This is a genomic window from Streptomyces sp. NPDC005483 (genome assembly GCF_040606035.1).
Taxonomy (GTDB): Bacteria; Actinomycetota; Actinomycetes; order Streptomycetales; family Streptomycetaceae; genus Streptomyces.
Window position 1 is genome coordinate 149,291 of record NZ_JBEXEA010000011.1, and the last position, 24,656, is coordinate 173,946.

The window sequence follows — 24,656 nt, forward strand, 5'->3', positions numbered from 1 at the left end:
GCCCTCGCCTGACTGCTGGAGGCCCAGTGATACGCGTGCTCCTCGCCGACGACGAGCATCTCATCCGGGCAGCACTCATCGAACTGATCGGCCTCGAAAGCGATGTGGAGGTCGTCGCGGACACCGGTGAAGGCGCGCAGGTCCTCCCCCTCGCGCTGCGGCACCGCCCGGATGTCGCTCTGCTGGACGTCAATCTCTCCGACACGAGCGGGCTCCAGGTCGCCGCCGAGCTGCATGAGCACCTTCCGTCCTGCCGCACACTGCTGCTGACGAGCCTCAGCACCGCCTCCACCGTGCGCGCGGCCGTGGAACTGCGGGTCAGCGGCTATCTGATGAAGGACGCCGCTCCCGACGCCCTCGCCGAGGGCATCAGGAAGGTGGCCTCCGGGCAGCGGGTGATCGCACCCGAGCTCATGCTGGCGGCGTGGGAGAGCCGCGCCAACCCGCTCACCCCGCGGGAGACGGAGGTGCTGAGGCTGGCCGCGGAGGGCCAGACCGTGTCGGACATCGCGGACACGGTCCGGCTGTCGGTCGGCACGGTCCGCAACTACCTCGGCAACTGCCTCACGAAGCTTGGTGCGCGAAGCCGTCTGGACGCGGTGCGCATTGCACGGCAGGCGGGATGGCTGCCTCCCGCCGATCGGTCGACGCCGATGCTGGACATGACACAGTGACCAGGAAGCGCCCCTCCCTGGGAGTCCACGCGCGGCACCGGCCGCCGAGTTCGCTCGCGCGTGCCGCCAGATTGGCAAGGCCCTGGCCGGTGGACGCCGAGCGGTGAGTGCCGTGTGTCCCGTCGTTGAGCACGGACAGCAGTATTGTTTCGCCCTTGCTTCGCAGAACGATCGTGCACTGGGTGGCCTCGCTGTGCCGCAGAATATTGGTCACCGATTCCCGCACCGCGGCGGCGAACAGATTCTGAATTTCTCCGTAGGGAATGGCGGTTTCCTCGCGGACATTAACCGTCACACCCATGCTCTCCAGCAGAGACCGGGCGTTGTCGAGTTCGCAGCGTAATGACAGGGTCCCGAATTCATGGGCCATCGAGCGCATATCGGCCAGGACCTCCCGGGTCAGGCCCAGCAGGCTCCGCAACTCGGAACGCGCCCGCTCGTTCTGCCGGCCCAGGTGGCGGTTGGCCAGCTCCCCGCGAATGGCCGCGAAGGCCAGCCGGCTCGCCAGGAGGTCGTGCATGTCGCGCCCTATCCGCAGCCGTTCGTCCTGCAGGGCGTTGCGGACGGCCTGTGCCTCCGCTCGGCAGATCCAGTCGAGCCGGCACGCGATCCGGAGCAACGCGGCGACGGCCAGCCCCACCACCAGGGTCACGACCAGGCCCACCGCCGCTTCCGTGTAAGGAACGCCGTCCCTCCAGCTCACCGAGGTGTCGACCACCAGCACCGTGAGGAACGCACCGGTCCCCCGCCGGCCACGCAGGCCGGCCGCCCCCGCTCCCGCGACGAAGCCCCCCATCCCCGGCCACAGGGTGTGAAAGGCCAGGCAGGGCAGGTAGGTCAGAACGCCCTGCAGGACCAGCGTCCACACCGAGAACCGGCGGAGTCTCCTGGCGGTCGGCGGGCTGTGCAGCGCCTGCAGCCCGATCATGGCCGGAATACACAGCGCCCATGCGACGAAGGCCGCACCCCGCGCTCCGACCGTCAACATTTCAATCAAGCCGTTGAGTGCGACCCCGGCCTGAAGCACGCAGACAGCGCAAACCGCCACCCATGCCACTGGAACACCCTTGTAGAGCCTTCCCACAGTTCCCCCCGCAGGTACGTCAACGTACGAACCTGTGTCTGCAACTGAGCATACGCGAACCGGTGTCCGTGCTGTTGCTTGAAAATGAAGAGTGTTCGATATCGCATTTACGAGCCGCGCAACCGCGCCCCCATTCGCTCCCGAGCCAGCCTCGAGCGGCTACTCGGAGGGTTCCGGTGTCAACACCTCAGGGTGCACACCGAAAGGGGTACGGATCATGCCGAGCAGGACAGGAGCCGGGCGGTGACCCGGCGGGTGGTGATCACCGGAATCGGTGTGCGTGCACCGGGCGGCTCGGGGACCAAGGAGTTCTGGGACCTGCTGACCGCGGGGCGGACCGCCACCCGGCCGATCACCTTCTTCGACGCCTCGCCGTTCCGGTCGCGGATCGCCGGCGAGACCGACTTCGACGCCCGGGCGGAAGGGTTCAGTCCGCGCGAGATCCGGCGGATGGACCGGGCGACGCAGTTCGCCGTGGCGTGCACCAGGGACGCCGTCGCCGACAGCGGTCTCGACTTCGCCTCGCTCGACCCGCACCGGGTCGGTGTGGCGCTGGGCAGTGCCGTCGCCTCGGCCACGAGCCTGGAGAACGAGTACCTGGTGATGTCGGACTCCGGCCGCGACTGGCTGGTGGATCCCGCGCATCTGTCGCCGTACATGTTCGACTACCTCAGCCCCGGGGTGATGCCTGCCGAGATCGCCTGGGAGGTGGGGGCCGAGGGCCCCGTCACCATGGTCTCCGACGGCTGCACCTCGGGCCTGGACGCGGTCGGGTACGGCGCCCAGCTGATTCGCGAGGGCAGTGCCGACACCGTGCTCGCGGGCGCCGCCGACACACCGGTGTCGCCGATCGTCGTCGCCTGTTTCGACGCCATCAAGGCGACGACTCCGCGCAATGACGAACCGGCCACGGCCTCCCGTCCGTTCGACGGCACGCGCAACGGCTTCGTGCTGGCCGAGGGCGCGGCGATGTTCGTCCTGGAGGAGTACGAGGCGGCACGGGCCCGCGGCGCGCAGATCTACACCGTGATCGGCGGTTACGCGACCCGCAGCAACGCGTACCACATGACCGGTCTCAAGAAGGACGGCCGTGAGATGGCCGAGGCCATCTCGGCGTCCCTCGACGAGGCCAGGCTCGACCGGACCGCCGTGGACTACGTCAACGCCCACGGCTCCGGCACCAAGCAGAACGACCGGCACGAGACCGCCGCCTTCAAGCGGAGCCTGGGCGAGCACGCGTACGCCGTGCCGGTGAGCTCCATCAAGTCGATGGTGGGCCACTCCCTGGGCGCGATCGGCTCCATCGAGATCGCCGCCTCCGCACTCGCGATCCGGCACAACGTCGTGCCACCCACCGCGAATCTGCACACGCCCGACCCGGAGTGCGACCTGGACTACGTGCCCCGCGTCGCCCGCGAGCAGCGCGTGGACACCGTACTCACCGTGGGCAGCGGTTTCGGCGGCTTCCAGAGCGCCATGGTGTTGCACGCCCCGGAGGTGACCACCGCATGAGCACCGTCCGTACCGTCATCACCGGCATCGGTGTCCTGGCGCCCAACGGGCTGGGCACCGAGGAGTACTGGAAGGCCCTGCTCGCCGGGGAGAACGGCATCGCGGAGCTGAGCCGCTTCGACACCTCCGGGTATCCGGCCCGTCTCGCCGGGGAGATCCGGGACTTCGACGCGGCCGAGTATCTGCCGAGCCGGCTGCTGCCGCAGACCGACATCTCCACGCGCTACGCCGTCGTGGCCGCCGACTGGGCTCTCGCGGACGCGGGCATCGACACCGCCTCGGGCGTCGCCGACTACGACATGGGCGTCGTCACCTCCACCTCCCAGGGCGGATTCGACTTCACCCACCGGGAGTTCCGCAAACTGTGGCACCAGGGGCCCGAGTACGTCAGCGTCTACGAGTCCTTCGCCTGGTTCTACGCGGTCAACACCGGCCAGATCTCCATCCGCAATGGCATGCGCGGGCCCAGCGCGGCCCTCGTCGGCGAGCAGGCGGGCGGGCTGGACGCCGTCGGGCACGCCCGTCGCACGGTACGGCGCGGCACCCGTCTGGTGGTGAGCGGCGGGGTCGACTCCGCCTTCGACCCGTGGGGCTGGTCGGCCCAGCTGGCCGTCGGAAGGGTCAGCACGGCGGACGATCCCGGGCGGGCGTACCTGCCCTTCGACAGCTCGGCCCGGGGTCATGTCCCGGGTGAGGGCGGCGCCGTGCTGATCGTCGAGGACTCCGTGTCGGCTCGGGAGCGGGGGGCGGAGCGGACGTACGGCGAGGTCGCCGGCTATGCGGCCACCTTCGATCCGGCGCCGGGCTCCGGACGGCCGTCCGGTCTGCGCCGGGCCGCCGAACTGGCCCTCGAGGATGCCGGGTTGACGCCGTCCGACATCGGTGTGGTGTTCGCGGACGCGGCCGGTGTCCGCTCCCTCGACGAGGCCGAGGCCGAAGCGCTGCGCGGGATCTTCGGTCCGTACGGCGTACCGGTGACCGCGCCCAAGGCGCTGACCGGCCGGATGTACGCGGGCGGCGGCCCGGCCGACGTCGTGGCGGCCCTGCTCACCCTGCGCGACCAGGTGGTCCCGGCCACCGCCCACACCACGTCCGTACCGGAGGAGTACGGGCTGGACCTCGTCCTCGGCGAACCGCGGTCCGTCCGAGCCGGAGCCGCCCTGGTCCTCGCCCGCGGACACCACGGCTTCAACGCAGCCGTCGTCCTCACCACCGCCTGACCCCACCCGAGGAGAGAGAACGAACCATGGCAGACATGACCCTTGACGACCTGCGCGGCACGCTCATCGCCTGCGCCGGCGAGGAGGACTCCAGCTCCCTGAGCGGGGACATCCTCGACGTGCCGTTCGACGAGCTCGGGTACGACTCGCTGGCCTTGATGGAGAGCGCGGCGAAGATCGAGCGCGATCTCGGTATCGCCCTGCCCGAGGAGGCGGTCGCCGAGGCCGAGACGCCGCGTGCGCTGCTGCGGCTGGTCAACAGCCTGACCACGGCCGCGGCCTGACCGAGCCCGTCCAGACCCCGCCGGGGCCGCACCGCCGTCCGGGTGCGGCCCCGGCCTTTCGCACCACCCCGCCGGAGACGTCCAGGAGACCCCATGTCCGCTGCTGTCCTGCACCGCACCCAACACACCCTGACCGCCGCCGCACCCGCCGAGGTCCTCTACTCCCTCGTCGCGGACGTCACCCGCTGGCCTGCCGTCTTCGAACCGACCGTGCACGTACGGCACTTGGAGCGCGCGGCGCGCTCCGAACGGTTCGAGATCTGGGCCGAGGTGAACGGCGAGGTGGTCCAGTGGACGTCCCGCCGCGTCCTCGACCCGGAGCGCCGCTACGTCTCGTTCCGCCAGGACCACGCCAACCCGCCGGTCACCTCGATGTCGGGCGGCTGGCTCTTCCGCGAACTGCCCTCCGGTTCCACGGAGATCGTGCTGCGGCACCGGTTCGCCGTGGTCGACGACGACCCTGCCGCCGTGGCCGCGATCACGGCGGCGCTCGACCGCAACAGCGCGCGGGAGCTGGCCGCCCTGGGCCGGCTGGCTGCCGGCGCCGGCTCCGTGGACGACGTGGTGTTCAGCTTCTCCGACACGATCGAGCTGTCCGTGTCCGCGGCGGAGGCGTACGACTTCATCGCGCGTGCCGAGCGCTGGCCGGAGGTGCTGCCGCATGTCTCGCGGGTGGAACTCGCCGAGCCGCGGCCGGAGGTGCAGCACCTGGAGATGGACACGGTCACCGCGGACGGCTCGCGGCACACGACCCGCTCGGTGCGGATCTGCCGCGACGGGGACTGGATCGCCTACAAGCAGCAGATCACCCCCCGGCTGCTGTCCGGGCACAGCGGTGCCTGGTCGTTCGAGGACGGGCCGTCGGGGTCCGTCGCCACCGCGCGGCACACCGTGGTGATCGACCCGGCGGCCGTGCCCGAGGTGCTCGGCCCGGACGCGACACCGGCCGACGCCCGCGCCTATCTCCGCGACGCGCTGGGCCGCAACAGCCGGGCCACGCTGGAGGGCGCGGCCACGGCCCGCGTGTGACGCCGGCCGGCACCTGACGAACGCCCACGACAAGGCCGGGTGGGAACCGAAGTCTCGGTTCCCACCCGGCCTTTCGGATGCTCAGGCCGTCAGGTGCCGCGTGTACTCGGCGGCCGCCGGCTGGAACTGGAGGACGACGTGGCTGGCCGAGCTGTGGGCGTCGCGCCAGGCCCGCTGCAGGGGGGAGTTCTGCTGCTGTCCCCGGGTCCCGGCGCTGCGGAAGAGGCGTTCCACGGCGGTGACCGACAGGTCGGCGGCCAGCGCGCAGTCCCGTGCCGCCCGACCCACCTCGAAAGCGTCGGGCGCTCCCCGGTCCGCGGTCCCGGCGGCCCGGTGCAGGAGCAGTTCCGCGGCGTCGGTCTCCCCCGTCGCGCGGGCCAGGTCGGTGGCGGCGGTGTCGGAGAGGGAGCCGCGCCCGGCGGCCAGGGGAAGCCAGGCGTCGGCCGCGGCGCGGGCCGCGCCCAGGACGGGCGCGGCGAAGCACAGGCCGTTGACGGCCTTCAACGGCACACGGTGACAGGCGTCGGCGTCGTACCCCGGCACCCCGGCGATCAAGGAGTCCCGCAGGAACGAGCGGTGGGCGGGCACCAACGCGTCCTCGAGGACGAGGGTGTTGCTGCCGGTGCCCCGCATGCCCACGCTGTCCCAGGTGTCCTCGATCTCGTAGGCGCCGCGCTCGACGGCGAAGAACCGCGTCTCGGCGCCGCCGTCGCGGGAGGTGACCGCGCACACCAGCGCCCATTCCGAGAACTCGACGAGACTCACGTACGGCCAGCGTCCGCTCACCCGCCACCCGCCGGGCACCGGCTGCGCCCGGCCCAGCGGCATCAGCGCCCCCACGACGAGGGTGTCGGGGCCGTCCTGCCAGAGTTCGGCCCGGCCCTGTTCGGGCAGGTAGGCCGCCATACGGGGCAGATGGGCGGTGAGCGAGGCGCCCCACGCGGCCGAGGTGCAGCCGGCGCCGACGGTGGCGACCGCGGCGACGAGGTCGGTGAACAGGCCGGCCCCGCCGCCGTGGGCGACGGGTGCGAAGTGCCGGGCGAACCCGGCGTTCAGCAGCGATTCCACCACCTCGGCGCAGAGCGTCCGGCGGCGCTCGGACTCGGTCGCGTACTCCGCGGCGATCTTGGCGGTGTCCACGGCCGCGGCGGTCAGCTCGCAGGGTGCGGCGGTACGGTCCGGCATGGGTCTGTCTCCTTCAGCTCGCGCGAGGTTGCCAGGCCCAGGCTCGCTGCCGGGACTCGAGTGAGACTGGAGACCGTGCCGCCAGGCTGGCCTTGTCCGTTGAGGCCAGTGAGCTAAGGAAACAGCCATGTCAGCACAGTGGATACTCGTGTTCGGCGCCACGGGGAACCAGGGCGGTTCGACGGCCCGTGAGCTGCTGGCCCGGGGGTGGACGGTGCACGCCTTCGTCCGTGACCCGGAGTCGGCCGCCGCGCGGCGGCTGGCGGCGAGCGGCGCGGTACTCGTGCGGGGCGATCTGGAGGACCCTGCCTCCGTGCGGTCCGCGATGCGCGGCGCCTACGGGGTCTTCAGTGTGCAGACCCCCCTGGGGCCGGGCGGGGTGCCGGCCGAGGAGCGGCACGGCAAGGTGATCGCCGATGTCGCGGCCGAGGTGGGGGTGGAGCACTTCGTGCACAGTTCGGTGGGGGGCGCCGACAACCCGGCCGGGGTGTTCTGGCGTGAGGCCAAACTCCGGATCGAGGAGCGGGTACGGGAGCGCGGACTGCCGGCGACGTTCATCCGGCCCACCTACTTCATGGACAACTTCGGGCAGTATCCGCCGCTGCCGCAGAACGGTGAGCTCGTCTACCGGCGCGGTCTCGCCCCCGGCAAGCCGCTGCAGATGATCGCCTCCCAGGACATCGGCTTCTTCGCGGCGGAGGCGTTCGACGCCCGGGAGGAGTTCCTGGGCAAGGCGTGGGAGATCGCCGGCGACGAGCTGACCGGCGAGATGATCGCCGAGGTCTTCCAGCGGCACACCGGGACACCCACCCGCTACGAGGCGGTCCCCATGGAGGAGTTGCGGCAGGAGAGCGAGTGGCAGGCCACGGCCTACGACTGGCTCAACCGCATCGGCTACACGGCCGACGTGGCCGCCCTGCGGCGGCGCAAGCCCGATCTGCTCACGCTGGAGGCATGGCTGAAGCGGACGGCCTGGGCTCCGGCCGGGCACCACCGGGCACCCAGCGCGGCGGGTGTGGAGCGCTCGGGGAGCTGAACACAGGGGCGGGGTCCCGCGGTGGTACCGCGGGACCCCGCTCGTGCACCGGCCGGCCCGGTGGTTCTCAGCGCCGCCCAGGGCTCTCGGCCTCACCGGCGAGGACCTCGTCCAGCGCGCCGGCGAGGTCCTCGGGGGCGGCGGTGCCCGGGACCAGGTACCGGTCGGCGATCACGATCGAGGGCACGCCGGTGATGCCCAGCGCCAGCCCGTTCGCCCGGTCCGCGTGTACGGCGGATTCGAAGCGGTCCCCCGCCAGCACCTCGCGCGCCTCGCCCTCAGGTACGCCGGCCTCGGCGACCAGGGAGACCAGGGTGTCGTGGTGGGCGAGGTCGCGGCCCTCGGCCCAGTACGCCCCGTACAACCGTGTCACCGCCTGTTCGGCCAGGCCGTGCTGGGCGGCCAGATGCACCATGCGGTGGGTGTTCATGGTCCGGCACGGGCGCACCAGGTCGGGGCGGAAGTCCAGGCCCGCCGCCGCGGCCCGGGGCGCGATGCGGGCCATGGCCGCCTCGGCGGCCTCCCGGCTGCCGTTGAAGCGGGCCAGCGCGTCGAACAGGCTGGGCACCGGCTCCCGCGGGTCGCGGTCGGGCGCGGCGGGGCCGGGCATGAGCTGGAAGCTGCGCCAGGTCACCTCTACCGGGGAAGGGTCACGGCACAGGGTCAGCGCGGTGCGCAGGTTGCGGGAACCGTAGTAGCAGTGCGGGCAGGCGAGATCGGTCCAGATGTCGACGCGCATCGGCGCTCCTCGGATGAGGGTCAGTAGCGGGCGAGCCGCTCCAGCAGAGGTCCGGCCTGGAGCAGTACGGCCCGTTCGGCCGCGGTCAGGCCGAGGGCTTCGACCGCCTTCATCAGATAGGCGGTGCGCACCTCTCGGCCGGCGTCCAGGGCCGCCTTGCCGAGGGGGGTGATGGCGTGGCTCCCGCCGTCGGTGGACTCGACCAGACCGCGCGAGGAGAGCCCGTCGAGGGTCTCGCGCATGGCCTCGACCGTCACCTCGTCGTGGGCGGCCAGGTCTTCGGCCGTCTTGGGCGCCCGGTTGTTCATCAGCTGTACCAGGACGGTGAGTTCGTGCACCGCGAGCGGGTTCTCGGGGTTCTCCTTGCGCAGCCTGCTGCCCAGTTGCATGGCGCCGCGGCGGACCCAGTCGGCGGTCGTCCACAGGTCCTCGCCGGGCTCCGCGGGCTGCGGGGCGCCGATGCTGCGATCAAGGCGGTAGCCCGTCATGGAGGGGCCGTCGAGGACGCCGGGAAGCTCACGGATGGCCCGTCGCATGGCCTCCTTGTCGGGGTTGCGCTCGAAGGACTTCCGGTACGCCTCCTCGCTGGTCCACTGCGCGTAGTTGACCAGGGAGGTGCCGTCGGTGCTCAGGTGGTAGTTGGCCGAGATGAAGCCGGGGCAGTGCCGCACCCAGGCCTCCACGTCCTGGGCGAGCATCTTCACCAGGGCGTGCTGGACGGAGGTGTCCTCGGTCCTGACGGTGACGAGCGCGATGAAGCCGGCGTGCGGGGCGAGTGCGACGGTCATGGTTCCTCCCAGTGATCGGCCGGTGCACTGCCAGGCTGATCAGCCCGCCTCGACGCAGGCTCGACGTCCGGTGGAGCGGGCGTCACGGCTCGACGTCCGGCGAAGTCCCCGTCGTGGCCTCGTCGTCGTCCGGGAGCGGCAGTGCCAGTCGGCGGATGATGCGGCGCAGCTGGCTCGCGTACTGCTCCTCGAAGGCCGGGTCGGAGACGTCCGTGCCGAAGATCCGGCGGACCAGCTGGGGCATGGTGACCGGCGCCGCCACGGCACCGATGAGCAGCAGTACGGCGGACGCCGGGTCGATGTCCGCCGCCAGTTCCCGGCGGTCGCGCCGGGCGTAGGTGTGCGAGAGGTCCTCGCGCTCCTCGGGCTCGTCCGCCGTCAGCTCCGAGGGGTTGGTCAGTCCGCGCCACAGGCCGAGCCGCATGGGCCGGGGGTCGGCCAGCGCGTCGTGCAGATGGCGTACGACGGCCTCCTCCAGGGGGAGGTCGGGGCCGCCGATCCCGGTCTCGCGTTCCTGCCAGGCCTTCTGCAACTCGCGGTACAGGCCGAGCTTCCCGCCGAAGTAGTAGCTGATCAGCTGCTTGTTGACGCCGGCCCGGTCGGCGATCTCCTGGACCCGCGCCCCGTCGAAGCCCTTGGCGGAGAACACGTCGAGGGCCGCGTCCAGCAGCTGCCGGCGACTGCGCTCGGCGTCGAGCACCCGGTCCTCGGGGCGCGGCGCCCGGCGCGGCCGGCGCGGGGCCCCGGCGTCCTGCCCGTCCGTCTTCTTCCCGTGCAGGCCGTCCACATCGTCTACGTCGTCCACGAGGGCATCGTAGCGCCCTTCACCCACCTGTACAGCACCTTCATCCATCTGGTTGACAGGGTCATCCTGGCGGGCAATCATGCCGTCATGTCCACAGACAGTGCCCGAACCAGCACCGGCGCGACGCCCGCCGCCCCACAACCCAGCGGGCTCAGCCCCGAAGTCCGCCGCATCGCCGTGGTGGTCGTGACCGGGGCGGTCGCCTCGCTGCTCGACTCGACGATCGTCAACATCGCGCTCAACGACCTCACCCGCGAACTGCACACCGGCCTCGACACGGTCCAGTGGGTGGTGACCGCGTACCTGCTGGCCCTCGCCTCCGTCATCCCCGTGACCGGCTGGGCCGCCCGCCGCGTGGGCGCCCGCCGTCTCTACCTCGCCTCGATCGTGCTGTTCACGCTGGCCTCCGTGGCCTGCGGATTCGCCCAGACCAGCGGTCAGCTGATCGCCCTGCGCGCACTCCAGGGCATCGGTGGCGGTCTGACCCTGCCGGTGGGCCAGATGATCCTGGCGAGGAAGGCCGGGCCGCAGAACATGGCCCGCGTCATGAGCGTCGTCGGCATCCCCATGGTGCTGACGCCGGTGGTCGGCCCCACGATCGGCGGGCTGCTGCTGGACGGTCCCGGCTGGCGCTGGATCTTCTTCGTCAACCTGCCGATCGGGCTGATCGCCGTCCTGCTGGGGCTGCGGCTGCTGCCCCGCGAGCCGGCCGAGAACGCCGGCCCGCTCGACGCGACCGGCCTGGTGGCGATCTCGCTCGGCATGATCGGCCTCACCTACGGACTGGCCGAACTGGGCAACAAGGGGGAGTTCACCACCGCCGTCGTGGCCTCCCTCGCCGCCGGACTCGTCCTGACGGCCGCCTTCGTGGTGCACGCCCTGCGGACCAAACCGCCCCGGCGCCCCCTGCTGGACCTGCACCTCTACCGCGACAAGGCGTTCGCCGCGGCCTGCGTCGCCACCTTCGCCCTCGGCGGGGCGATGTACGGCGGCATGATCCTGATGCCGCTCTACTACCAGGCCGTACGCCACGAGGACGCCGTGACCACGGGTCTGCTGCTGGGCCCCTCCGGATTCGGCGCCGCGGCGGCGATGTGGCTGGCGGGGCGCACCTCCGAGCGGATCGGCGGTGGGCTCACGGCCATCATCGGCGGGGTCGTGAACATCGTCTCGACGCTGCCGTTCGTGCTGATCGGCCCGCACACCTCGTACGTGGCGCTCTGCCTCGCCCTGGTGGTCCGCGGCTTCGGCATCGGCATGTCGATGATGCCGGCGATGACCGCCGCCTACCGGGTCCTGGGCCGCAACAAGGTCAACGACGCCACCCCACAGCTCAGCATCCTCCAGCGGGTGGGCGGGTCCATGGGCACCGCGATCATCGTGGTGGTCCTGCAGAACAGCCTGGCCGACTCGGACGGCACCCCCGCCGGCCTGTCCGACTCCTTCGGGACCGCCTTCGGGTGGGTACTGGTCGTCACGCTGGTCGCCCTGCTCGCCACCGCGGTCCTGGCGGCGATCGAGCGGCCCGTCTTCGCCGCCCAGCGGGCCCAGAAGCGACAGGCCGCAGCCCAGCAAGCCGCGACCGGAAAGGCCTGACCATGGCGTTCACCGAAGCCGAGCTCGACTACCTCAAGACGCAGACCCTCGGCCGACTGGCCACCGTCGCCCCCGACGGCGTGCCGCAGAACAACCCCGTCGCCTTCCGCTACAACCCGGACACCGGGACGATCGACATCCAGGGGCGGGCGCTCGGTGACAGCCGCAAGTTCCGCAATGTGCAGTCCAACGAGCACGTCTCGCTGATCGTCGACGACATCGCCTCCTTCAGCCCCTGGCGCGTGCGCGCCGTCGAGATCCGCGGCCGGGCCGAGGCGCTGACCGGCGCCGAGAAGCACATGGAGCACTTCAGCGGGGAGATGATCCGCATCCGTCCCACCCGGATCCTGTCGTGGGGCCTCGACCCCGGCCGGCCGGGCATCTTCGCCCGGAGCGTGTGATCACGGACGAAGGTGGGGTACGGCCGCCCGGCCGTACCCCACCTTCGTCTTCCGTCGGCGTTCCCACCTCACCCAGAGGTGGACACCCGGGCCCGACCGGCCAGCAGCCGCGCGCCCTGACCCCACACCGGGTCGGCGAACAGACCCAGGCCCAGGGAGAGCTGCCCCACCGTCACCTGTTCCTCGGGGCCCGGCTCCGCGCGCGCCAGATGCTCGTCCGCCGCCAGCCGCAGCCCGACACCGGACACCGCGAACACCTCGTCGCCGTCCAGCAGCCACCGCGCCCGTCCCGCCCGCGCGTCGACGGAGATGGCGAGTTCGTGCCAGGCCCGCGGGGAACGTCCGGAGACCGGGACGGCGTACGAGAACGTGCCGTGCCGTGCGCCGGGACGCGGCAGCCGCTCGTACAGCGCCCAGACCCGGCCGTTGGTGAGGGCGAAGTCGAAGACCATGCCGGACTCCATGTCCACGCAGATCATGGCCGCCATACCGCACTTGAGGGTGGCGTCCGGGTCGTCGAGGTCGTCGCCGTAGGGGTGCCGGTCGGTGCCGTAGAGCTCGGCGGACAGGGCAGCCTCGGCGCGGAACTCCCCGGCGTCCGGCAGCGGGAAGCCCTTGCGGCTGTCCCCGGACTCCGGAACGGCGAAGGCGGCCCAGCGCAGATGGCCGGAACCGTCGTGGCCGTCGGGCGCCTGCGCGAACGCCGGCTGTCCGGTCTCGGGGTTCCTCCCGGTGGGTACGACGGACAGGCCCTCCGGTGACGTCGTCACCAGGCCGTCCCCCTCCGGGAGCCAGGACAGCGGCCTGGGCTCCCAGCGTGCGGAGGCGTCCGGGGTGTTCCATTCCTGGGTGAAGTCGTCCTCGAACAGGACGGTCCGAACAGGGCTCATGCGGTCTCCTTGGGAAGGCGTTCCTGGGGGATGCGTCCTCACGTGGCCGTGCCCGATTGCTCCCACGCCGCCGCGCAGCCACGCAGGATCGCCAGCCGCTCGGCGGCCGAGGTGGCCGCGGCCGAGACCATGACGCCCAGCGTGGTCACTCCCGCCTCGGCGTACTCGGCCATGCGCTCGGCGATGCGCGGCACCGGTCCGATGAGCGCGGTGCGGTCGATGAAGTCCACGGGCAGCGCCGCGGCGGCCCCCGCCCGGTCACCGGCGGCCAGCCGTTCCCGCAGGTCGTCCGCGACCCGGCCGTAGCCGAGGCGGCGGGCCAGCGTGCAGTAGACGTTGCGTTCGGCGTCACCGATGCCCATGAGGTACACGTACTGGTTGCGCAGCAGATCCGCGGCGGCGGCCGGATCGGGGCCGACGGCCGTGGGCAGACTCGGCAGGACCTCGAAGCCGGCCATCTCCTTGCCCGCGCGCTCGCGCCCGCCGGCGATCTCCTCGACCGCTTCCTTGACGGCCTCGGGCGCGGTGAACACCCCGATCCAGCCGTCGGCGATCTCACCGGCGAGCCTGAGGTTGGCCGGTCCCACCGCCGCGAGATAGACCGGCAGGTCCGCACGCACGGGTTCGGTGAGGACATGGAGCGGGGCGGGGCCGCCGACGGAGTAGTGGCGCCCCTCGTGCTGGACCGGGTCGCCGGACAGGGCGCGGCGCACCAGGGCCACGTACTCCCGGGTCCGGCCGAGCGGCCGGTCGGCCTCGGCGCCGTACCAGCCGCGCGCCACATCGGGGTTGGAGACCCCGAGGCCGAGCCGGAACCGGCCGCCGCTGAGCGCGTCGAGGGTGGCCGCGGTGAGCGCCGCGAGCCCGGGCGGGCGGGCCGGGATCTGCATCACGCCCGAGATCAGGTCCACCCGCTCGGTCTGTCCGGCGACGAGTCCCAGCAGACTCGCCGCGTCCGATCGGTATCCCTCGGGCGCCAGCACGGCCGCGTAGCCGAGCTGCTCGGCCGTGCGGGCCAGTTCGGCGGCGCCCTGGTAGGTGAGATTCACAGCGAGGCGCATGACGCCGGGCTCCTGAGGTCGTTCCGGGGAGGGGTCAGAACAGCTGCTGTCCGTCCGAAGCCGGTCACAGCAGGTGGCAGCCGCCGTCGACGTACACGATCTGGCCGGTGGTGTACGTCGCGTCGATCAGGTGCCGTACGGCGGTGGCGACGTCCTCGGGGGTGCCGACCCGGCGCAGCGGCGCGTTCTGCCGTACGTACTCCGCGATCGGCGCGAAGAACGGCTCGCCGGCCGTCCACGGGGTCTCGATGAGGCTGGGCGCGACCGCGTTGACCCGGACCGCGGGGCCGACCGCCTTCGCCAGCAGCCGCGTCATGTGCTCGACGGCGGCCTTGCTGACGGCGTACGGGATCGAGCTGCCCGCGGTCCGGCTGCCGGCGATGGAGGAGACGTTGACGATCGCGCCGGCTCCGTTCGCGGCCAGGTGCGGCATCGCCGCCACCGAGGTCTGCCAGGTGCCGATGACGTTGAGGTCCAGGATGTCGCGCCAGACGTCGGGGCCGGCCGCCTCCAGGTCGGGGTGGGCGATGGCCCTGGTGCGGCCCGCGCTGTTCACCAGGACGTCCAGCCGGCCGTAGTGCTCCACCACGCGGGAGACCAGCTCCCGGGCCTCGGTCTCGGCCGAGACGTCGGCCCGGACGTACAGCGCGTCCGGCAGCGAGGCCGCCAGCTTCTCGCCCTCCTCCACCGAGCGCGAGGAGTTCACCGCCACCCGGTAGCCGTCCTCGGCCAGCCGCCGCGCGACCGCCTCGCCGATCCCCGAGGAGGACCCGGTGACCAGGGCGACGGGTGCCGCGGCGGACATCAGTAGTTCCCCAGTCCGCCGCAGACGTTGAGCGCCTGCGCGGTCACGGCCGCGGCGTCGTCACTCACCAGGTACTCGACCATGGCCGCCACCTCGCGCGGCTCCACATACCGGCCCATCGGCACCCGGGCGGTGATCCGGTCGAAGGTCTCCTGCTCGCTGACCCCCCAGATGCCCGCGTAGTGCTCACGCACCCGCTCGGCCATCGGCGTCTCCACGAATCCCGGGCAGACGGCATTGACCGTGACCCCGGTACGGGCCAGTTCGAGCCCGAGGGCTTTGGTGAAGCCGACCACGCCGTGCTTGGAGGCGGAGTACGGGGCGGCGTGGACGACACCCTGCTTGCCGCCGGTGGACGCGATGTTGATGATCCGGCCGCGCTGCCGTTCGAGCATCCGGCCGGTCGTCAGCACCTCCTTGGTCATCAGGAAGACGCTGGTGAGGTTGGTGGTGATGACGTCGTTCCACAGCTCGTCGGGGATCTCGGTGGTGGCGCCGCCGCCGCTCCGGCCCGCGTTGTTGACCAGGATGCCGACCGGCCCGAAACGCTCCACCGCCGTGCGCACGAAGTCGCGGATCTGCTCGGGATCCGCGACGTCGCAGACCACCCCTTCGACCTCGAACCCCTCCTCGCGCAGCTCCTTGACGGTGGCGGTCAGCCGGGCCTCGTCCCGGGCGCAGAGAAAGAGACGGGCGCCGAGTCCGGCCAGCCGCCTGGTGATCTCGAGGCCGATGCCACTGGTCGCTCCGGTTACCAGAGCCAGCGGCGATGCGGTCGCGCTCATGTGCCCTCCGTGTGTCGTGACCGTTCGTCTGCGCCGAGGGTCCGCGTCGCCGGTCGAGCCGTACTGGAGGGGTCTTGGAGCGCCTGCGGTCGCTCTCCACCTGCGCTCCAGGGGAGCGGCCGAGGATGCCTGCGAGCCGCGGTCAGGCGGCCAAGCCCTGAGGAACAGGAGGCATCCACATGCCCGAGAGCAACGTCGTACCCGCCGTACCCGACGGGCTCCTCGTCCGGGTCCAGCACTTCTACGCACACCAGATGCAGGCGCTGGACAGCGGGCGGTTCGAGGACTACGCGGCGACCTTCACCAAGGACGGGGTCTTCCAGCACACACCGAACGCGGACCCGGCGGTCGGCCGGGACGGGATCGTCACCGAACTCCACGCGTTCCACCGGCGGTTCGACGGCGACCCGGTGCGCCGCCGGCACTGGTTCAACCACATCGCCCTGACACCGCAGGACGACGGGTCCTTCCACGCCACGGTGTACGCGCTGGTGGTGACGGTACGGCCGGGCGGAAAGCCGGAGATCGCACCGAGCTGCCTGGTCCACGACGTGCTGGTGGTCGAGGACGACACCGTGCTCACCAGGTCGCGGCGCGTCGAGCACGACCAGATGTTCTGAGGCGGCCGCCATGGTCCCGTACCGGTCCGCCGCGCCCGACGGTCCCTGGTCACCGGTGCGCTCCGCCTGGCACGAGGCCGGCCGCGTCGTGGTGTACGGCGCGGCCGACGCCTGGGCGTCGGCCGGACCGGAGGGGCTGTCGGCCGCGGAACTCGCCCGCCGCGCGGCCCTGCGCACCCCCGCCGCGCGCCGGACGTATCTGGCCTCGCGCCTGCTGGCACGCCGCACGCTCGGCGTGCTTCTCGGTGTCCCCTGGCGCGAGGTGCGGATCACCCGTACCCCGCTGGGCGGCCCGGTACTGCCGGACCGGCCCGGCGTACGTCTCAGCATCAGCCATACGGGGCAGCTGGTCACCGTCGGCCTGAGCCGGTGCGGCCCGCTGGGCGTGGACGCGGAGCGGGCCCGGCGCCCCGTCCGTCCCGAACTGGCCGGGCGCATCTGCACTCCCGCGGAACTGGCCGCCGTCGCCGCGCTGGACGAGCCCGACCGGTCCGAGAGCCTGCTCAGGCTGTGGACCCTGAAGGAGGCGTACGTCAAAGCCCTGGGCACGGGGCTGCGGGTGCCGGTGCGCGGCTTCGGCTTCGACGACTTCGAGGGACCGCACCCGGACGGCCCGGACGGCTGGTCGTTCACCACCCGGGCCGTGCGGATCGGCCCCGACCGCGCTCCCTATCTGGTCAGCGCGGCGACCGCGGTGTCATCCGGCGCGCCGTAGGGTCGCGCCCGGCCAGGCCTCCAGACCGGGGTCCCCTTCGAGGATCGCCCGGTGCAGCCGCTGCAGCCGGGGCGTGGGCTCCACGCCCAGCTCGGAATTCAGCCTGGCGCGCAGCCTCCGGAACTCCTCCAGCGCCCGCCACGGGCTGCCCGCCCGGTACAGCGCCGTCATCAGCTGGGCGCACAGGTTCTCGTTCAGCGGATGACGTGCTGTCAGCATGTGCAGCTCGGCGATGAGCGAGGCGTGCCGGCCGAGCAGCAGATCCGCCTCGATGCGCTGCTCAAGTGCTGTCAACCGGGCCTCTTCCATGCCGATGACCTCGAGTTCGAGCACCATTCCGGTCGGCACGTCGGTGAGCGCCGGGCCGCGCCACAGCATCAGGGCCGTGCCCAGCAGGGAGGAGGCGGCCTGTGCGTCCCCCGCCTCCAGGGCCCGGGTGCCGCGCGTCAGCAGGTCCTGGAACTCGGCCAGGTCGTGCACCTCGTGCGGCGGGACGAGCCGGTAGCCGCCGTAGGACGTGGACAGCACGTCCTTGGGCGATATCCCCGGGTCGTCCCCCAGACTCTCTCGTATCTTCCGTCGCAGCTGCAGGATGTACGTCTGCAGGGTGGTCGCGGCGCTGCGCGGTACCGCGTCCCCCCATACCTCCTCGATCAGGGTGTCGACCGAAACGGTCCGTCCGGGCCGGAGTGCCAGCATGGCAAGGATCTGCCTCGGTTTGCCGGCCGTGGGGACAACGGACCTGCCGTTGTACTCCACGGTGAGCGGACCCAGAACCCGCGTCTTCACAGGGTTTTCTCCGTTCTGTGCCGGTGGGGCGGCCTACTCCCGCAGCATGGCACCGAGTGCCATCCGCCCCCCAGGGCGTTGAACACGACTTCGCCTGTGTAGTTCCCCGGGTCGGCATGTGCGTTTCACATGCCCGGGTCCTCAAGCGGGCCTCCATCTGCTGAGCCGACGATGCGTGATGTCCAGGATCGCCATGAGGGAGCCCAGATGACCGTAGGACTCGAACGACTCGCCCCACGTCTGGACGAGGTCGCCGACGGGGTGTTCGCCTATCTGCAGCCGGACGGGGGCTGGTGCGTGAACAACGCCGGCCTCGTCGTCTCGGACGGCCGGGCCGCGCTGGTGGACACCGCCGCCACCGAGGCCCGCGCGCGGGCGCTGCGCGAAGCGGTGCTCAAGGTGACGGAAGCCCCGCCACGCACCTTGGTCAACACCCACTCCCACGGAGACCACACCTTCGGCAACTTCGTCTTCCCGGAGGCCGTCGTGGTCGGCCATGAGCGGACCCGTGCCGAGATGGACGCGGTCGGCCTGCACCTCACCGGGCTGTGGCCGGGCGTGTGCTGGGGCGACGTGGAGGTCGTACTGCCCGAGGTGACGTTCCGGGACCGGCTGACCCTGCACATCGGCGGGACGACCGCCGAACTGCTGTGTCTCGGCCCGGCGCACACCGCCGCCGACACCGTGGTGTGGCTGCCCGGGGAGCGGGTGCTGTTCACCGGCGACCTGGTGATGTCCGGCGTCACCCCGTTCTGCCCGATGGGATCGGTGGCCGGCTGCCTGGAGGCCATCGCCGTCCTGCGCTCGCTCGGCGCCCGTACGGTGGTGACCGGCCATGGTCCGGTGGCCGGGCCGGAGGTCCTCGACGCGGCCGAGGGCTATCTCGGTCTGGTCCAGCGGCTCGCCCGGGAGGGCATCGCGGCGGGGCTCGCTCCGCTGCAGGTCGCCCGGGAGGTCGACCTCGGCGCGTACGGCGAGTGGATCGACACCGAACGGCTCGTGCCCAACCTGCACCGGGCGTACGCCGAGGAACGCGGCCAGGCCGTCGGGGACGCCGCGGACATGCCCGCCCTCTTCGCCGAGATGGTCGAGTTCCACGGCGGGCTCCCGGCCTGTCACGCCTGAACCGCTTCCTCGGCGAGGCCGTCCCAGGCCCGGAAAGCCCCCCGCTGGTACAGCACGGGCCGGCGGGGGTGCACCCGCACCGCCTCCATACGGGCGATCAGCAACTGGTGGTCGCCCGTCTCCACCGTGCGCTCCAGGGTGCATTCGGCATACGCCAGTACGCCCTTCTCCAGGACCGGAACATCCCGGGACACCTCACCGGGCAGCCACGACAGCCCCGCGAACTTGTCCACGGCGCGGCTCGCGAAGACCTGGGCCGTCTCCTCGCCGTCGTCCGCGAGCAGGTGCACGACGAAGGCCCGTCGCGACAAAAGGGACGGAAGGGTACGGGAGTTGCGGTCCACCGAGATCAGCAGCGACGCGGGTCGGGGCGAGATCGCCGCGAACGCGTTGCAGGTGAATCCCTGGGGCCGCCCCTCGGGATCCACGGTGGTCACCACCGCCACCGCCGTCGGTATCGATCCGAAGAACTCCCGGAACTCCGCAGGATCCAGCCGAGTCATGCCGCCTCCGCACCACCGTGTGGCGGCCGGGCCGCTCCCGGCCGTCCCCCAGAGACTCACTCCGGACGATGGAGGTGCGGTGGAGGTGCACTCGGGTTCCGCCGGGCCGGTCGAGCGCGATCAGCGTCCGTTCACGCCGTCGCCGCCGGGCGGCCGACGCCGGATGTCATTCCGGGCCCGGGCCGAGCATGCGGCGGGAGAGTTCGGCGAACTGGCTCAGCTCGGGCATGGTCCGGTGCTTGGCGTAGGCAGGCCAGGGCGACCATGCGCGGCGCGACCCCCTCCAGCGTCAGGTAGGCGACGTCGTCACGGTGGTAGAAGCCGGCCGTGCCGGCCGGCATGACATAACAGCCGGCACCGGAGATGGCGTCCCGCCGAGTGGTGTAGCCGATCAAGCTGACGGAATCCTCAGGTCGCGGCCTGAATTGCACGCGCCGGAGGCTCCGTTGAGGCTCCCGGGACCGGGACCAGCGGCGATCGCACGACGGCTGGCTGCGGCACGTACCGGACGGCTCCAAAGCGGAAGCGACGGACGGTGATCGGCTACACCACGACCGGGGACACGACCGCACCGGACGCGACACCTTCCAGACACTCCTCGATCGTCACCGGAAACCGCCCGGCATCCATCTGCCGCGCGAGGGGTTCACGCGGCAGACGCCCGCGCCATTCCGGGACGTCCTGCGGGTCCTGCAACAGGACCATGTCCCGCAGGTCCTCGACATGCACCGCCTTGAGCTCCGCGAACGGATGCCCGCTCGGCAGCGCCACCACACGGGGCTCCGGGAAAAGCGGGACCACCTCGAACATGGCGGAGAAGTTGCCGCAGGCTGCCAGGCGCGTACTTCGTCCTGCCGTCCGCATCGACCAGGCCGACCAACTGGCACGTCTTCTTGGAAGCGGTAACACGACGGGATCAGATGGAGAACCGCAACCGCAGTACTAATCACGCAGCAGCCCCCACAGCCGGACCAGCCCGCTCACTGCCCTGTCGATCTCCAGGGCACACTCGTACAGCTCCTCACGGGGCCTGCTCCAGGGGTCCGGGATGTCATCCTCGGCCGGCGGAACTGGGGCCGCGGCACCGCGGCGGGTGGCAGCCGTCGCCACCACGGCCTCGAAGCCGCCCCCGCCACCCCCCGCGGCTCCGCCGTCCGCGAGCCGCACGAACTCCTTCAGGGTGAAGCAGCGCCGCATCGCCGCCGGCGCGAGGCGCACGGCCGCCTCGCGGTGCTCGCGCGCGAGCCCGAGGACCAGCGGGGCGCCCGCCATGAGCTGTGCGGTGAGCGGGCGGGAGGCGAATCCGGAGCCATCAGCGCCCAGTTCCTCCAGGACCGCCCGAGTGGTGTCCTCCATACGGAAACGGTGCCACGCCTCCGTGCCGGCGCTCTCCGGCCGCAGGGCCGAGCCTGGCGGCAGCTTCGCCGCCAGCAGGCGCTCTGCGAGCACCGAGCGGTGCACGTTGCCCGTGCAGACGAACAGGATCCGAGTCATCTCCCGTCCGTGGGACGCATCACCGCGGACGCAGCACTTCCCGCCCGCGTGGCGGACATACGCGGAGCGGGCAGCTCGCCGTACTGCCCGTAGGCGCCGTAACGGCCATAACGGCCGCCGTTGGGAACCGGAGCCATGCTGAACACGGTGCCGAGCACGCGCGCGCCCACGCCCTCCAGCGATTCCGTGGCGGTGCGCACCTGGTCCCGGTTGGTCTTCCCGGCCCGTACGACAAGCAGCGCACCCTGAGTGAGAGAGGCGAGTCCCATGGTGTCGGCGACCGGCAGCAGCGGCGCAGTGTCGATGATCACAACGTCGTACACGTCCGCGAGCTCACGCAGCACTTCTTTCATACGCGCCGAGGCGAGCAGTTCCGCGGGGTTCGGCGGCACAGCACCGCTGGCGAGCACCGAAAGGCCGCCGGCGACCTGCTGCATCACATCCTCGACACGGGCTTGTCCGATGAGCACCGTGGTCAGGCCCCCGTCCTGGACGAGGCCGAAAGCCGGCGCCACGCACGGACGGCGCAGGTCGCCGTCCACGAGGCAGGTGGAAACGCCGGCCTCGGCGAGGGAGCGGGCGAGGTTCATCGCGACGTTCGTCTTGCCCTCACCGGGCATCGAGCTCGTCACCACAATGATCCGCGGCGGATCGTCCACCTGCGAGAACTGCAGGTTGGTACGCAGTTTGCGGAACGCCTCGGCGCGCTTGGAGTGCCCCTCGGCACTGACCAGCGGCTGCCTTGGGGCGGTCCTGTCGTACGGGATGGTGCCGAGGCCGGGCAGAGCGGTGAATGCGCCCAGTGCCGCGCTCGTCTTGAACGTGGTGTCGAGCGTCTCGCGGAGGGCGACCAGCCCGGCAGCGAGCAGCAGGCCGCCGACCACACCCGCGGCCAGGTTCAGCAGCGGGCGTGGCGACGTGGGAGAGGTGGGGGCGACGGCTTCCTCGGTGACGCCCAGGGAGACCGGCGAGACCGGTGGGACGGGCGCGGCACGCTCGGCCTTGTCACCCGTTTCGGGCAGTGTCGAGGGGGCCCGCCCCTTGGGGGTCTCCAACTGCTCGACGACCCAACTGAACCTACTCGCAACGGTATTGGCGATACGTGCCGCTCGCCGGGGCTCGGTGTCCCGGACGGTGATGTCGATGAGCACGGTCTTGAGCGGAACGACGGCGGTGATCCGGGACGCCAGCTCTTCCGGGGTGGTGCGCAGCCGCAGCCGTTTCACCACGGAAGCGGTGACCTGACGGGTCCGCACGATCTCGGCGTACGACTGCACACGCGCCTGCGAGAACGTCTGCCCCTGGTTCAGATCGATGGTGTTATCACCGGTGCGGGTAGCGACGAAGAGCTGCGTCCTCGCCTCGTAGGTGGGGGTGCTCACGCTTGTCACGGCGAGCGCCGCCCCGACCGCGAGAACCAGACAGACCACGACCGTCGGCCACCGTCTGGCAAGAGCCTTCAGGAATCCTTGGAGATCCAAGCTGCACCCCTCACGGGACTGAAGGAACCACCCGAATTGGGGCTTCTGTTCCCTATGGACGCAGTCGACCATAGGGACTCGGACTCTTCGAGCGAGGGAGCCACCCCCCGTGTCGCCCCCTCGAAAGACCCGCGAGCACACCGGGCGAGCCGGGACTCCCCCAATCCGGTGATTTCTTGCGCCATCAAGCTAATAAATGTCGTTATGTTCTATTTGCGCCATGTATCCAGATATTGGTGTCCACCCCGAATCGCGGCCGCCGCACGACCAGGCCCGGACCCAAGTCGAGGAGATTGAAGAAGATGACAGCATCGCGCAGATGGCGGGCCGCTTTGGTATCGGCGGCATCGACTGCCCTTCTCATCGCGCTACCGCTGATCGGGGCGCAGGCCGCCTCGGCACAGCCGTACCCGCCGCCGACCCCGCCCCTGTCCGTGAGCACCACCACGGTGACAGCCGGGGAGCAGTTGAGCTTCAGCACCATCCCCGGCGTGTTCGAGCCCGGGACGAACGTCACCGCGCTGCTGGAATCGAAGCCGGTCGTGCTCGGCCACTTCCGGGCCCGCGCCGACGGCTCGGTTGCGGGGACCGTGACCATCCCGGCGCACACCACCACCGGCTGGCACGTCTTCCGGCTCACCTCCGAGCACCCTCACCAGAGTGTCGGCGTCAGCATCTACGTGCAGGGCAGCATGACGCCCACCCCGACCCCAAAGCCGCCCCACCACCCGGGCAAGCCGGGGCACCCTGACGAGCCAGGGCACGGTGGGCGCCACGGAGATGGCGGCAGCCGCAACGATGCCCACGAACTCCCCGCAGCCGTCGGACCGTCGAATTCGCCGGGAGCGGACCAGAACGGCAAGGGGCTCGCGGCGACGGGCAGTGAAGAGGCGCTGCTGATCGGCGGCACGGCGACCGCCCTGCTCATGGCGGGCGGTGGCACGGTGCTGGCCGTACGCCGTCGTCGCAGTTCCTGAAAGATCAGTAGGTGCACACGGCGGAACCACGGCGTCCTGGCCCGGGCCAGGACGCCGCCCGCTTGCCTGGAACCAGTCGTTCCGGCAACCGGGCGGCGGGCCGTCGCCGCACACTGAGACACGCCCTACCGGCCATCGCGGCGCTCCTGGTCACCGGCTCCGTCTGCATCGCGGCCACCGGGCTGCTCACCCGATCGGAGCCGCTGAGGGCCCAGCGGGACGTCGAAGCGGTGTCCGACGATCCGGCCGGCCGAAGCCAGACGCAGGTGCGGCAGGTCGGCCCCCACCGAGTCGAACGCCTGCGAGTGAAGGTCCTCGAAGCCCTTGCCCACGACCCGAAATCGTTCACTCAGGGCCTGGAGATGGCCGGCGGCACGCTCTACGAGAGCACCGGGCTGTCCGGTCAGTCCTCCGTGCGGTCCGGGTTCCTTGGCAAGCCACCCAGGGTGCACACCAGCCTCCCCGATCCTCTCTTCGGTGAGGGGATCACCCTGCTGGGTCGGACCGTGTGGCAGCTGACCTGGCGGGACCGGATCGCCATCGAGCGGGACGCGACGACACTGAGGGAGCTGCGCCGCGTCCCGTACCCCGACGAAGGCTGGGGCATCTGCTTCGACCGCGGCAGGTGGCAGCTGGTGACGAGCGACGGCTCGGCACGACTGACCTTCCGCGATCCGCGCACCCTCGCGAAGAACGGTGAGGTCACCGTGACCGAAGACGGCCGGCCGGTGACGGGAGTGAACGAGCTGGAGTGCGCCGACCACGCCGTCTACGCCAACGTGCTGCCCACCGAACGCATCGTGCGCATCGACCCCATCACCGGCGCGGTGACGGCGAGCATCGACGCCTCGGGCCTCCTGCACGCCGACCAACTCGTCCCCGGCTCCACCCTGAACGGCATCGCGGCCGTCCCCGGAACGGACCAATTCCTCCTGACGGGCAAGTTCTGGCCCAAGATGTTCCGCGTCGTCCTTGTTCCGGCACAGCCGCCGAGCCGCACCACCCGCTGAACCGGACAGCGGGCGGTGGCGCCTTCCGGCACGAGGTACTCACTCCTC

27 protein-coding genes are annotated in these 24,656 nt (G+C 71.4%); 13 read left to right on the plus strand and 14 right to left on the minus strand.

The genetic code is table 11. The features are described 5' to 3' along the window. Window positions 1-26 precede the first annotated feature (26 nt). A complete protein-coding gene (locus ABZT06_RS22420) occupies window positions 27-674 on the plus strand; it encodes a response regulator transcription factor (protein ID WP_355743453.1) in 648 nt (215 codons plus the stop codon). Here the strand turns inward: ABZT06_RS22420 and ABZT06_RS22425 are convergent. Continuing rightward, the gene (locus ABZT06_RS22425) at window positions 565-1,701 is read right to left on the minus strand and encodes a histidine kinase (protein ID WP_355743455.1); all 1,137 of its coding nucleotides are present in this window, start codon (window positions 1,699-1,701) and stop codon (window positions 565-567) included. The genes ABZT06_RS22420 and ABZT06_RS22425 overlap by 110 nt on opposite strands. Before the next feature lie 300 nt (window positions 1,702-2,001). Here ABZT06_RS22425 and ABZT06_RS22430 point away from each other — a divergent pair, with 300 nt between their 5' ends. The 4 genes from ABZT06_RS22430 to ABZT06_RS22445 all read left to right on the plus strand — a co-directional run bounded on the left by ABZT06_RS22430 (window position 2,002) and on the right by ABZT06_RS22445 (window position 5,803). Next, window positions 2,002-3,270, plus strand: a complete 1,269-nt coding sequence (locus ABZT06_RS22430) for a beta-ketoacyl-[acyl-carrier-protein] synthase family protein (RefSeq protein ID WP_355743458.1) — start codon at window positions 2,002-2,004, stop codon at window positions 3,268-3,270. Beyond that, complete coding sequence (locus ABZT06_RS22435; protein ID WP_355743461.1) at window positions 3,267-4,490, plus strand: ketosynthase chain-length factor; 1,224 nt, start codon at window positions 3,267-3,269, stop codon at window positions 4,488-4,490. Before ABZT06_RS22430 ends, ABZT06_RS22435 begins: the two co-directional genes overlap by 4 nt. Before the next feature lie 26 nt (window positions 4,491-4,516). Then, complete coding sequence (locus ABZT06_RS22440; RefSeq protein WP_355743464.1) at window positions 4,517-4,774, plus strand: acyl carrier protein; 258 nt, start codon at window positions 4,517-4,519, stop codon at window positions 4,772-4,774. A gap of 93 nt (window positions 4,775-4,867) precedes the next feature. After that, window positions 4,868-5,803 carry an aromatase/cyclase gene (locus ABZT06_RS22445; RefSeq protein ID WP_355743467.1) on the plus strand — a complete coding sequence of 312 codons (936 nt, stop codon included), beginning with the start codon at window positions 4,868-4,870 and terminating at the stop codon, window positions 5,801-5,803. A gap of 81 nt (window positions 5,804-5,884) precedes the next feature. Here ABZT06_RS22445 and ABZT06_RS22450 read toward each other — a convergent pair whose 3' ends face one another. Next, entirely contained in the window at window positions 5,885-6,988 is a 1,104-nt protein-coding gene (locus tag ABZT06_RS22450; RefSeq protein ID WP_355743470.1) for a hydrolase, read from the minus strand. A gap of 127 nt (window positions 6,989-7,115) precedes the next feature. Here ABZT06_RS22450 and ABZT06_RS22455 point away from each other — a divergent pair, with 127 nt between their 5' ends. Beyond that, window positions 7,116-8,024 (plus strand): NmrA/HSCARG family protein, encoded by a 909-nt coding sequence (locus tag ABZT06_RS22455; RefSeq protein WP_355743473.1) that lies wholly within the window; start codon window positions 7,116-7,118, stop codon window positions 8,022-8,024. A gap of 67 nt (window positions 8,025-8,091) precedes the next feature. Here ABZT06_RS22455 and ABZT06_RS22460 read toward each other — a convergent pair whose 3' ends face one another. From ABZT06_RS22460 to ABZT06_RS22470, 3 genes are all read right to left on the minus strand, one after another. Continuing rightward, the gene (locus ABZT06_RS22460) at window positions 8,092-8,763 is read right to left on the minus strand and encodes a DsbA family oxidoreductase (RefSeq protein WP_355743476.1); all 672 of its coding nucleotides are present in this window, start codon (window positions 8,761-8,763) and stop codon (window positions 8,092-8,094) included. Between the two features lie 20 nt (window positions 8,764-8,783). Beyond that, window positions 8,784-9,551 carry an antibiotic biosynthesis monooxygenase gene (locus ABZT06_RS22465; protein ID WP_355743479.1) on the minus strand — a complete coding sequence of 256 codons (768 nt, stop codon included), beginning with the start codon at window positions 9,549-9,551 and terminating at the stop codon, window positions 8,784-8,786. A gap of 82 nt (window positions 9,552-9,633) precedes the next feature. Then, complete coding sequence (locus tag ABZT06_RS22470) at window positions 9,634-10,356, minus strand: TetR family transcriptional regulator (protein WP_355743482.1); 723 nt, start codon at window positions 10,354-10,356, stop codon at window positions 9,634-9,636. Window positions 10,357-10,443: 87 nt separating this feature from the next. Here ABZT06_RS22470 and ABZT06_RS22475 point away from each other — a divergent pair, with 87 nt between their 5' ends. Next, entirely contained in the window at window positions 10,444-11,952 is a 1,509-nt protein-coding gene (locus tag ABZT06_RS22475; protein WP_355743485.1) for a DHA2 family efflux MFS transporter permease subunit, read from the plus strand. A gap of 2 nt (window positions 11,953-11,954) precedes the next feature. After that, window positions 11,955-12,353, plus strand: coding sequence for a PPOX class F420-dependent oxidoreductase (locus ABZT06_RS22480; RefSeq protein WP_355743488.1), 399 nt, complete (start codon window positions 11,955-11,957; stop codon window positions 12,351-12,353). Window positions 12,354-12,421: 68 nt separating this feature from the next. Here ABZT06_RS22480 and ABZT06_RS22485 read toward each other — a convergent pair whose 3' ends face one another. The 4 genes from ABZT06_RS22485 to fabG all read right to left on the minus strand — a co-directional run bounded on the left by ABZT06_RS22485 (window position 12,422) and on the right by fabG (window position 15,894). After that, window positions 12,422-13,243 carry a DUF6081 family protein gene (locus ABZT06_RS22485; RefSeq protein WP_355743491.1) on the minus strand — a complete coding sequence of 274 codons (822 nt, stop codon included), beginning with the start codon at window positions 13,241-13,243 and terminating at the stop codon, window positions 12,422-12,424. Window positions 13,244-13,281: 38 nt separating this feature from the next. After that, the gene (locus ABZT06_RS22490) at window positions 13,282-14,304 is read right to left on the minus strand and encodes an LLM class flavin-dependent oxidoreductase (protein WP_355743494.1); all 1,023 of its coding nucleotides are present in this window, start codon (window positions 14,302-14,304) and stop codon (window positions 13,282-13,284) included. 64 nt (window positions 14,305-14,368) lie between these two features. Next, window positions 14,369-15,109, minus strand: coding sequence for an SDR family oxidoreductase (locus ABZT06_RS22495; protein ID WP_355743497.1), 741 nt, complete (start codon window positions 15,107-15,109; stop codon window positions 14,369-14,371). Next, window positions 15,109-15,894 (minus strand): 3-oxoacyl-ACP reductase FabG, encoded by a 786-nt coding sequence (gene fabG / locus ABZT06_RS22500; protein WP_355743499.1) that lies wholly within the window; start codon window positions 15,892-15,894, stop codon window positions 15,109-15,111. Before fabG ends, ABZT06_RS22495 begins: the two co-directional genes overlap by 1 nt. A gap of 179 nt (window positions 15,895-16,073) precedes the next feature. Between fabG and ABZT06_RS22505 the strand changes: the two genes are divergently transcribed. Beyond that, window positions 16,074-16,514 carry a nuclear transport factor 2 family protein gene (locus ABZT06_RS22505; protein WP_355743502.1) on the plus strand — a complete coding sequence of 147 codons (441 nt, stop codon included), beginning with the start codon at window positions 16,074-16,076 and terminating at the stop codon, window positions 16,512-16,514. Window positions 16,515-16,524: 10 nt separating this feature from the next. Beyond that, on the plus strand, window positions 16,525-17,229 hold the full coding sequence (locus tag ABZT06_RS22510) for a 4'-phosphopantetheinyl transferase superfamily protein (RefSeq protein ID WP_355743505.1): 705 nt from the start codon (window positions 16,525-16,527) through the stop codon (window positions 17,227-17,229). On the opposite strand, the gene ABZT06_RS22515 is transcribed toward ABZT06_RS22510, so the two are convergent. Continuing rightward, entirely contained in the window at window positions 17,212-18,018 is an 807-nt protein-coding gene (locus ABZT06_RS22515) for an AfsR/SARP family transcriptional regulator (RefSeq protein WP_355743508.1), read from the minus strand. The genes ABZT06_RS22510 and ABZT06_RS22515 overlap by 18 nt on opposite strands. Before the next feature lie 207 nt (window positions 18,019-18,225). Between ABZT06_RS22515 and ABZT06_RS22520 the strand changes: the two genes are divergently transcribed. After that, a complete protein-coding gene (locus tag ABZT06_RS22520; RefSeq protein ID WP_355743511.1) occupies window positions 18,226-19,143 on the plus strand; it encodes an MBL fold metallo-hydrolase in 918 nt (305 codons plus the stop codon). Here ABZT06_RS22520 and ABZT06_RS22525 read toward each other — a convergent pair. The 4 genes from ABZT06_RS22525 to ABZT06_RS22540 form a co-directional block, all read right to left on the minus strand. Next, a complete protein-coding gene (locus ABZT06_RS22525; protein ID WP_355743514.1) occupies window positions 19,134-19,646 on the minus strand; it encodes a flavin reductase family protein in 513 nt (170 codons plus the stop codon). The two genes, ABZT06_RS22520 and ABZT06_RS22525, sit on opposite strands and share 10 nt — an antisense overlap. A gap of 543 nt (window positions 19,647-20,189) precedes the next feature. Further along, window positions 20,190-20,456: a LysR substrate-binding domain-containing protein gene (locus tag ABZT06_RS22530; RefSeq protein WP_355743517.1), complete on the minus strand. Its 267-nt coding sequence runs from the start codon at window positions 20,454-20,456 to the stop codon at window positions 20,190-20,192. Window positions 20,457-20,588: 132 nt separating this feature from the next. After that, window positions 20,589-21,140: a low molecular weight phosphatase family protein gene (locus tag ABZT06_RS22535; protein ID WP_355743520.1), complete on the minus strand. Its 552-nt coding sequence runs from the start codon at window positions 21,138-21,140 to the stop codon at window positions 20,589-20,591. Then, a complete protein-coding gene (locus tag ABZT06_RS22540; RefSeq protein WP_355743523.1) occupies window positions 21,137-22,693 on the minus strand; it encodes a polysaccharide biosynthesis tyrosine autokinase in 1,557 nt (518 codons plus the stop codon). The genes ABZT06_RS22535 and ABZT06_RS22540 overlap by 4 nt, the downstream gene beginning before the upstream one ends. Window positions 22,694-22,923: 230 nt before the next feature. Here ABZT06_RS22540 and ABZT06_RS22545 point away from each other — a divergent pair, with 230 nt between their 5' ends. Beyond that, the gene (locus ABZT06_RS22545) at window positions 22,924-23,598 is read left to right on the plus strand and encodes a hypothetical protein (protein WP_355743526.1); all 675 of its coding nucleotides are present in this window, start codon (window positions 22,924-22,926) and stop codon (window positions 23,596-23,598) included. 62 nt (window positions 23,599-23,660) lie between these two features. Beyond that, window positions 23,661-24,608, plus strand: a complete 948-nt coding sequence (locus ABZT06_RS22550) for a glutaminyl-peptide cyclotransferase (RefSeq protein ID WP_355743529.1) — start codon at window positions 23,661-23,663, stop codon at window positions 24,606-24,608. Window positions 24,609-24,656 lie beyond the last annotated feature (48 nt).

What these genes read in the sequence shown, in the direction of transcription:
- ABZT06_RS22475 (WP_355743485.1), top strand. Translation starts at nt 10,444, where the DNA reads ATGTCCACAGACAGTGCCCGAACCAGCACCGGCGCGACGCCCGCCGCC.
- ABZT06_RS22450 (WP_355743470.1), bottom strand. Translation starts at nt 6,988, where the DNA reads ATGCCGGACCGTACCGCCGCACCCTGCGAGCTGACCGCCGCGGCCGTG.
- ABZT06_RS22495 (WP_355743497.1), bottom strand. Translation starts at nt 15,109, where the DNA reads ATGTCCGCCGCGGCACCCGTCGCCCTGGTCACCGGGTCCTCCTCGGGG.
- ABZT06_RS22455 (WP_355743473.1), top strand. Translation starts at nt 7,116, where the DNA reads ATGTCAGCACAGTGGATACTCGTGTTCGGCGCCACGGGGAACCAGGGC.
- ABZT06_RS22485 (WP_355743491.1), bottom strand. Translation starts at nt 13,243, where the DNA reads ATGAGCCCTGTTCGGACCGTCCTGTTCGAGGACGACTTCACCCAGGAA.
- ABZT06_RS22480 (WP_355743488.1), top strand. Translation starts at nt 11,955, where the DNA reads ATGGCGTTCACCGAAGCCGAGCTCGACTACCTCAAGACGCAGACCCTC.
- ABZT06_RS22525 (WP_355743514.1), bottom strand. Translation starts at nt 19,646, where the DNA reads ATGACTCGGCTGGATCCTGCGGAGTTCCGGGAGTTCTTCGGATCGATA.
- ABZT06_RS22445 (WP_355743467.1), top strand. Translation starts at nt 4,868, where the DNA reads ATGTCCGCTGCTGTCCTGCACCGCACCCAACACACCCTGACCGCCGCC.
- ABZT06_RS22520 (WP_355743511.1), top strand. Translation starts at nt 18,226, where the DNA reads ATGACCGTAGGACTCGAACGACTCGCCCCACGTCTGGACGAGGTCGCC.
- fabG (WP_355743499.1), bottom strand. Translation starts at nt 15,894, where the DNA reads ATGAGCGCGACCGCATCGCCGCTGGCTCTGGTAACCGGAGCGACCAGT.
- ABZT06_RS22435 (WP_355743461.1), top strand. Translation starts at nt 3,267, where the DNA reads ATGAGCACCGTCCGTACCGTCATCACCGGCATCGGTGTCCTGGCGCCC.
- ABZT06_RS22545 (WP_355743526.1), top strand. Translation starts at nt 22,924, where the DNA reads ATGACAGCATCGCGCAGATGGCGGGCCGCTTTGGTATCGGCGGCATCG.
- ABZT06_RS22535 (WP_355743520.1), bottom strand. Translation starts at nt 21,140, where the DNA reads ATGACTCGGATCCTGTTCGTCTGCACGGGCAACGTGCACCGCTCGGTG.
- ABZT06_RS22540 (WP_355743523.1), bottom strand. Translation starts at nt 22,693, where the DNA reads ATGGTCGACTGCGTCCATAGGGAACAGAAGCCCCAATTCGGGTGGTTC.
- ABZT06_RS22490 (WP_355743494.1), bottom strand. Translation starts at nt 14,304, where the DNA reads ATGCGCCTCGCTGTGAATCTCACCTACCAGGGCGCCGCCGAACTGGCC.
- ABZT06_RS22505 (WP_355743502.1), top strand. Translation starts at nt 16,074, where the DNA reads ATGCCCGAGAGCAACGTCGTACCCGCCGTACCCGACGGGCTCCTCGTC.
- ABZT06_RS22465 (WP_355743479.1), bottom strand. Translation starts at nt 9,551, where the DNA reads ATGACCGTCGCACTCGCCCCGCACGCCGGCTTCATCGCGCTCGTCACC.
- ABZT06_RS22510 (WP_355743505.1), top strand. Translation starts at nt 16,525, where the DNA reads ATGGTCCCGTACCGGTCCGCCGCGCCCGACGGTCCCTGGTCACCGGTG.
- ABZT06_RS22440 (WP_355743464.1), top strand. Translation starts at nt 4,517, where the DNA reads ATGGCAGACATGACCCTTGACGACCTGCGCGGCACGCTCATCGCCTGC.
- ABZT06_RS22530 (WP_355743517.1), bottom strand. Translation starts at nt 20,456, where the DNA reads ATGTTCGAGGTGGTCCCGCTTTTCCCGGAGCCCCGTGTGGTGGCGCTG.
- ABZT06_RS22460 (WP_355743476.1), bottom strand. Translation starts at nt 8,763, where the DNA reads ATGCGCGTCGACATCTGGACCGATCTCGCCTGCCCGCACTGCTACTAC.